This is a genomic window from Acidithiobacillus sp. TH-A36 (genome assembly GCF_057473445.1).
Genome location: NZ_JBYCKP010000262.1, coordinates 1 through 6,914, shown reverse-complemented (window position 1 = coordinate 6,914; position 6,914 = coordinate 1). Strand labels below are relative to the sequence as shown.

Sequence of the window (6,914 nt, the reverse complement as noted above, 5' to 3'; positions counted from 1 at the left end):
GGCTTCAGGATTTAATGGCTAACAAAGCATCCCAGCGGACGCAAAAATCACGCCGCTGAATTTTCCCGTTGGGCAAACACATGATGAACCAACACCGGCTAGCAATGCGTCAATGCACTTCTGCAAGAAAAAATTCCGGCCGTAAGGTCGCCTTAAAATTCAGCAGGGCGTGCTATATTTGACAATGAAAGGCAGGGATAAGCATGATCCCGCCATCAGGAGACCGACATGAACATGACAACAGCCATGAGTACCGCAGAAATTCTTGAAAAAGCCCATGAACGCGCCAAGGCTGCAGGCAAACGTCATGCCGGGGATATGACCCCTGCAGAAGCCCATGCGCTGCTTCGTGAGCATCCCGACGCCGTGCTGGTGGATGTCCGCTCGCATCCAGAGCTGGATTTCGTGGGCATGATTGAAGGGAGTAAACATATTCCCTGGCAGAACTATCCCGGCATGACGCCCAATCCGGATTTTGACCAGCAGATTAAAAAAGAAGTAACGCCCGACCATTTCCTGCTGCTGCTTTGCCGCACCGGTGGCCGTTCGCTGGCGGCTGCCGAGCATCTGGCCGAATTGGGTTATCACCACTGCTACAACATTCTGGGGGGCTTTGAGGGTAAGCCGGACCAGCAGGGTCAGCGCGGCAAAGTCGAGGGCTGGAAAGCCAGCGGTCTGCCGTGGAAACACAAGTAAGGCCGGGCAGACGCTACCAGACCGGGACAGATTGACTCAGCTTTGACAGGCCTGGCAGAACAGCGCGTTTTTACCACCCACCGATAGGGTTTCGAGGGCGGCGCCGCAGCCGGGACACTGGTTGTCTTCCCGGTGCCGGGTGAGGAAGGTTTTGGGTAGCAGATTGGTTTTGGCCTGACAGCGAACTGCCCGGTCCAGCACCTTGGGAATATGCTCCAGAAAACGGTCGCGCTCTTCGTCCGTCAGACTGGGGGCGGTGCGATCAGGACGCAGGCGCGCCTGATACAGGATTTCATCAGCCCACACCGCACCAATGCCCGGCGCAAAAGCATCATCCAGGAGAATATTGCGCAGGGCACTGCGGCGGCGAGACAGCGCCTCACGTAAAACCGCCAGCCCTTCGCCATGCACCATCAAAGGATCCGGTCCAAGCTTGGTCAGAAAATCCACATCGCTGTTTTCGTCGAGCATCCGCAGGCGATTACCTAACTGCGTGCCATGCAGGCGTAAACGCTGATGTCCATTAATCTGGATTTCCAGAACGGCCCGCGCTTCTTCTTCGCTTTCTGCCTGGGCAGGCCCGCGCTCCAAATCGACAGTGAGTTCGCCACCCAGCTGCATGGCCAGAATATCCTTGCGCGCCAATTCCAGAAACAGGTACTGACCATAGCGATGCAAATCGGTAATTGGTTTGCCCTTGAAAGCGGCTTCTTCAATGCCCGCGCCATCAGTCAGCAACTCGCCTTTGGCGTTATGCACCTGCATGACATTGACCCGCTTGTTGAGGATGTTGCGGCGTAATTTTTGTTTCAGTAATTCCAGTTCTGGCAATTCAGCCATGTTTTCTCCAAATTCGATATTTTAATTGCTGTCGGAGGTTAGTCTAACCTGCATGGGACAATGCGCCAATGGCAGGGGACAGTTCCTCGCGCTGGAACATTGCGCCACTCTGGTGCCTGTGGCAACCTTTGTGCCACTTCAACAAATCGGCTGAACAACAGAATCCATGGATATTCCCGCCTATTCCCCCCAAGACCTTGAGCCGGCAGTGCAAAAACGCTGGCAGGAGCAGCAGTCTTTCCGCGCACCCAGCGTGCCCGGCAAGGAAAAATTCTATGCTCTGGCCATGTTTCCCTATCCTTCGGGACAACTGCATATGGGCCATGTGCGCAATTACAGTATTGCTGACGCCATCGCCCGTTATCAGCGCATGCGCGGCAAGGATGTCCTGCAACCCATGGGCTGGGATGCCTTTGGTTTGCCTGCCGAAAATGCGGCTCTCAAAAATGGTCTGGCCCCGGCCGAGTGGACCATGGACAACATTGCCCACATGCGCGGGCAGTTGCAGCGGCTGGGATTATCCTATGACTGGTCACGGGAATTGGCGACCTGCACCCCCAACTATTACCGCTGGGAACAATGGCTGTTCCTCAAGCTCTGGGAAAAGGGTCTGGTTTACCAGAAACTCAGCACCGTCAACTGGGATCCGGTTGACCAGACGGTGCTGGCCAATGAACAGGTGGTGGATGGTTGCGGCTGGCGCTCCGGTGCCCCCGTCGAGCGGCGCGAAATTGTTCAGTATTTTTTGCGCATTACCGCCTACGCCGAAGAATTGCTGGAGGGTCTGGATACCCTGAATGAAGGCTGGCCGGAACAGGTGCTGACCATGCAGCGCAACTGGATCGGGCGCTCTGAGGGGGCGGAAATTCATTTTCCCCTGGCGAGCGGAGAAGGGGTTATCAAGGTCTTCACGACGCGCCCCGACACCCTGATGGGCGCCACTTATCTGGCCGTAGCGCCAGAGCATCCGCTGGCCCTGCAGGCGGCAGAGCAGAATCCGGATCTGGCTGAATTTCTGGAGCGTTGCCGGCATGGCTCGGTTTCCGAAGCCAGCATCGAAACCCAGGAAAAAGAAGGACACCCTCTCGGCCTGTTCGTCAAACACCCCTTGACCGGCGCTGAACTGCCGGTCTGGACGGCCAACTTCGTGCTGATGGGTTATGGAGAAGGGGCCGTGATGAGCGTGCCCGCCCATGACCAGCGTGACTTCGAGTTTGCCCAGAAATACAGGCTGCCCATCCAGATTGTCATTGCGGCAGAATCTGCGCCGGTTGAAGCAGCCGCCATGACTGAAGCCTACACAGGTGCCGGAACTTTGGTGCATTCGGGAGACTTCAACGGTCTGGATAGTGTGCAGGCAAAAACCCGCATCACCGAGGCCGTTTCCGAACGCGGTCTGGGCCGGAAAACCATCAATTACCGTCTGCGCGATTGGGGAATTTCCCGTCAGCGTTACTGGGGTACGCCCATCCCCATGATTCATTGTGAACATTGTGGCGTGGTGCCGGTTCCTGAGCAGGACTTGCCGGTCGTGCTCCCCACCCATTATCAACTCAAGGACCCCCGCTCTCCCCTGCTGGATGATCCGGAGTTTATGAATGTGCCCTGTCCGCGCTGCGGGGCTCCGGCGCGGCGTGAAACCGATACCATGGATACTTTTGTGGAAAGTTCCTGGTACTACGCCCGTTTCGCCTGTCCTGATGCTGATACCATGCTGGATGCGCGCGCCGCCGAGTGGTTACCGGTAGACCAGTATGTGGGCGGGGTGGAACATGCCGTACTGCATCTTCTCTATGCCCGTTTTTTCAATCGCCTGCTGCGGGATGTGGGATTGTTACCTGCAGATGCTGTGCACGATGAACCCTTCAAGCAGTTGCTCACTCAGGGCATGGTGCTGAAAGACGGCAGTAAAATGAGTAAATCCAAGGGGAACACCGTTGACCCTCAAGGACTCATTGATCGCTATGGTGCGGATACTGCCCGTCTTTTCATTTTGTTTGCGGCCCCCCCCGAACAACATCTGGAGTGGTCTGATGCGGCTGTCGAAGGAGCGCATCGCTTTTTGAGCCGTATCTGGCGCCTGGTCCATGAATATGGGGCAGAGAATCTGATGGTACCGGCAGAATTATCTGACGAGGCGAAAGATCTGCGTCGCGCCGTTCATCAGTGCATTGAACGCGTCAGCCGCAATATGGAAGGTCGTTACCATTTTAATGTGGCTATTGCTGCCATCATGGAACTGAGTAACGGCCTCATGAAAGTCGGTGCTGATGCGCCCAAAGACTTGCGTGCCGTACTGGGCGAGGGATTGCGTGCCATTGTGCTGATGCTCTCGCCTTTTGCCCCGCACATGACTGAAACACTTTGGGAAGTATTGGGCCAGAAAAGCAATATCATCCATACCTCCTGGCCCAGCGCCGACTCCGAGGCACTCAAGTCAGACACGCTGACCCTGGTCATCCAGGTCAATGGGAAATTGCGGGAGCGCATGGATTTTCCGGTCACAGCGGACAATAAGGCCATCGAAAAGGCAGTGCTGGCCAGCCCGGCCATGCAGCGTCATCTGGAAGGTAAAACCGTGCGCAAAGTCATTGTCGTGCCGGGCCGTCTGGTTAATCTGGTGCTGGGATGAAAGCATGGCGCCAGCGTGGCATTTACGGGTTGATGAGCCTGCTTTTGCTCGGGCTGGCAGGTTGCGGGTTTCATTTGCAGACCGGATCAACCGTTCCGCCCAGGTTGCAGGGGATGCGTGTTTCTGGAAGCGGTCCCAGTGGCGGCACCCTGGCCGCAGCCGTTCACCGTGAATTGCAGCGCGACGGTAATTACAGCCGCGCGGATGGTCCTGTCCTGCACATTGATAATGCCTATGTCTCGCAAAGGATTATCAGCATCAGCCCCAGTAGCGGCGTGGCTCTGGAATTTCTGGACACCCTCCATGCGCAATTCAGCGTCATGGATCATCAGAAAAAAATCATTCTTCCCGCCCAGTCGCTGCTGGTGGAAAACAGTTTCAGTTATAACAGCGGGAACCCTCTGGCTACCAATGAGCAACAAATTCGCATGGAAAGATTGCTGATGGAGCAGGGTGCCCGGCAGATTCTCCGGCGGGTTCTGAACAGTCCGGTCGTCCGTCAGTCCGGCGGCTGAGATGCGACTCAAGCCGGGACAGTGGTCAGGACACCTGCAGGGTAAGCTGGCGTCCGTCTACGGTTTGTTCTCTGATGAACCGCTGCTTTTGCAGGAAGCTGAAGAAGCACTCTGCCAGGTTGCTGCAGAACAGGGTTTTGCCCAACGCCAACGGCTGAATCATTCCTCCGCCCCTTGGGATGCGCTGCGGGATGAGCGGGATGCTGGCTCACTTTTCGCTGAACAACGCCTACTCCTCCTGCGTCTGGACAGCATCAAGCTGCCCAAGGAAGGCGTCAGCGCCCTGCAGTACTGGCTGGCTTCGCCGCCCCCCGATGCCCTGCTCGTCTTCAGCGGCCCACGCCCCGATGCCAGCGTCCAGAAAACGCAATGGTTCAAGGCCCTGGAAAGCCACGGCCAGACCCTGTTGTTGTATCGTCCCGAAGGCGCGGACTGGATCCGCTGGATAGAACAACGCCTCAAACTGCAAAAAATGTCGGCAGATGACGAGGCCATCCAGTTGCTGGCGGATCTGAGTGCGGGCAATCTTGGGGCCTGCCATCAGGCCATTTTACGGCTGCAGCAGATTTATCCGGGGCAGGCGGTGGATGTTGCCGCTATTCGTAACGTACTGGCCGACAGCAGCCAGTTCAATATTTATGATCTGGCGGATGCGACGCTGCGCGCTGAACCAACGCAAATTCTGCGCATTATTGATCGTCTGCGCAGTGGCGACGGTGAACCGGCCCTTTGTCTCTGGGCACTCCACAAGGATTTGCGGATACTGGCGGAATTACGCGCTGCCCATGTGGACGTTGATCAGGTTTTTCGCCAGAACCGGGTATTCCCTCCCCGCCAGAACTGGTTCCGCGCGGCGGCGCGGCGTTTGCCGGGTCATAGCCTGCTGGCGGGTATCCGTGAATGCCTTGAAATTGACGCCCGCATCAAGGGTCAGGACCCTACTCCGGTCTGGCCCGCCCTGACCGATTTATGCCTGCGAATTGCCGGATCAGCCTGAGAACGGCACAATAGAGCCGATATCCGCGCGAATGAATTCCCAATTGGCAGGCCATATATTGCCCGACACGAAAGGTTCTTCGCTGAACTCATGTCAGCCTGACTGACACGAAAGAGGAGACTGATGATGGATTTGCACCAGGAAATGGAAAAAATTGGCGAACGGGCCCGCAGCGCCCAACGGCGTCTGCAAAGCGCCGATAGTGCCGCCAAGGACCAGGCCTTGCGCCTGATGGCAGAATTTTTACGGCGTGATGCCGATAATCTGCAGCGTGCCAATCGCAAGGATCTGCGCAGTGCCGAAGAGGCGGGCAAGGATGCTGCCTTTATTGACCGTTTACGACTGGATGAGACGCGCATTGAGGCGATGGCCCGGGGCCTCGAAGAAATTGCCGCACTTCCCGATCCTGTTGGTGAAATCACGGATTTGCGTTATCGCCCCAGCGGTATCCAGGTCGGTCATATGCGGGCGCCGCTGGGGGTGATTGCCATGATTTACGAGTCACGTCCCAATGTCACGGCTGATGCCGCCGGTCTCTGCGTCAAGTCGGGCAATGCGGTCATTTTGCGCGGCGGCTCGGAATCCCTGCACAGCAACATGGCTATTGCCGAACGCTTGCGGGCGGCTTTGGGTAAGGCGGTATTACCCCTGGATCTGGTGCAATACGTCAATACGGCAGACCGGGAAGCCGTCGGTGTGCTGATCAGCATGGATGCTCATGTGGATGTGGTCATTCCGCGCGGCGGCAAAGGGCTGATTTCCCGCATCAAGGCCGATGCCACAGTGCCGGTGATTATGCATCTGGACGGCAACTGCCATGTTTATGTCGATGCCGATGCGGATGCCCGCAAGGCACTGAAAGTGGTGGTCAACGCCAAAACCCAAAGACTGGGCACCTGCAACACCGCCGAAAGCCTGTTGATCCACAAGGATCGCATGGAAGATCTGCTGCTTCCTATCGTCACGGCACTGCAGGAAAAAGGCATCGAAGTCCGGGCCTGCGAACGGAGCCTGCCACGCCTTGCCGGTGCCGTGGCGGCTACGGAAGAGGATTATGGCACGGAATATCTGGCGCCCATCATTTCCCTCAAAATCGTCGACGATCTCGACGCCGCTATTGCGCACATCAATCGCTATGGGTCCCAGCATACCGAATCCATTCTGACTGAAAATTATACCCACGCCCGACGCTTTTTGCGTGAAGTCGACGCCAGCTCGGTGATGGTCAATGCCT

The 6,914-nt window shown here is 56.9% G+C and carries 6 protein-coding genes; 5 read left to right on the top strand and 1 reads right to left on the bottom strand.

Annotation, left to right across the window (positions count from 1 at the left end; genetic code table 11):
* Positions 1 to 228 precede the first annotated feature (228 nt).
* Positions 229 to 696 (top strand): rhodanese-like domain-containing protein, encoded by a 468-nt coding sequence (locus tag AC2VLY_RS07015; protein WP_486893972.1) that lies wholly within the window; start codon positions 229 to 231, stop codon positions 694 to 696.
* Positions 697 to 732: 36 nt separating this feature from the next.
* Here the strand turns inward: AC2VLY_RS07015 and AC2VLY_RS07010 are convergent, their stop codons facing one another.
* On the bottom strand, positions 733 to 1,536 hold the full coding sequence (locus tag AC2VLY_RS07010) for a DNA-formamidopyrimidine glycosylase family protein (RefSeq protein WP_486922000.1): 804 nt from the start codon (positions 1,534 to 1,536) through the stop codon (positions 733 to 735).
* 166 nt (positions 1,537 to 1,702) lie between these two features.
* On the opposite strand from AC2VLY_RS07010, the gene leuS reads away from it, so the two are divergent.
* From leuS to AC2VLY_RS06990, 4 genes are all read left to right on the top strand, one after another.
* On the top strand, positions 1,703 to 4,168 hold the full coding sequence (leuS, locus tag AC2VLY_RS07005) for a leucine--tRNA ligase (RefSeq protein ID WP_486921999.1): 2,466 nt from the start codon (positions 1,703 to 1,705) through the stop codon (positions 4,166 to 4,168).
* Positions 4,165 to 4,683: an LPS-assembly lipoprotein LptE gene (locus AC2VLY_RS07000; protein ID WP_486921998.1), complete on the top strand. Its 519-nt coding sequence runs from the start codon at positions 4,165 to 4,167 to the stop codon at positions 4,681 to 4,683. Before leuS ends, AC2VLY_RS07000 begins: the two co-directional genes overlap by 4 nt.
* A 1-nt stretch (position 4,684) precedes the next feature.
* Complete coding sequence (gene holA / locus AC2VLY_RS06995; RefSeq protein WP_031572519.1) at positions 4,685 to 5,680, top strand: DNA polymerase III subunit delta; 996 nt, start codon at positions 4,685 to 4,687, stop codon at positions 5,678 to 5,680.
* Positions 5,681 to 5,803: 123 nt separating this feature from the next.
* The coding region (locus AC2VLY_RS06990) for a glutamate-5-semialdehyde dehydrogenase (RefSeq protein WP_486921997.1) at positions 5,804 to 6,914 on the top strand (1,111 nt) is incomplete at its 3' end.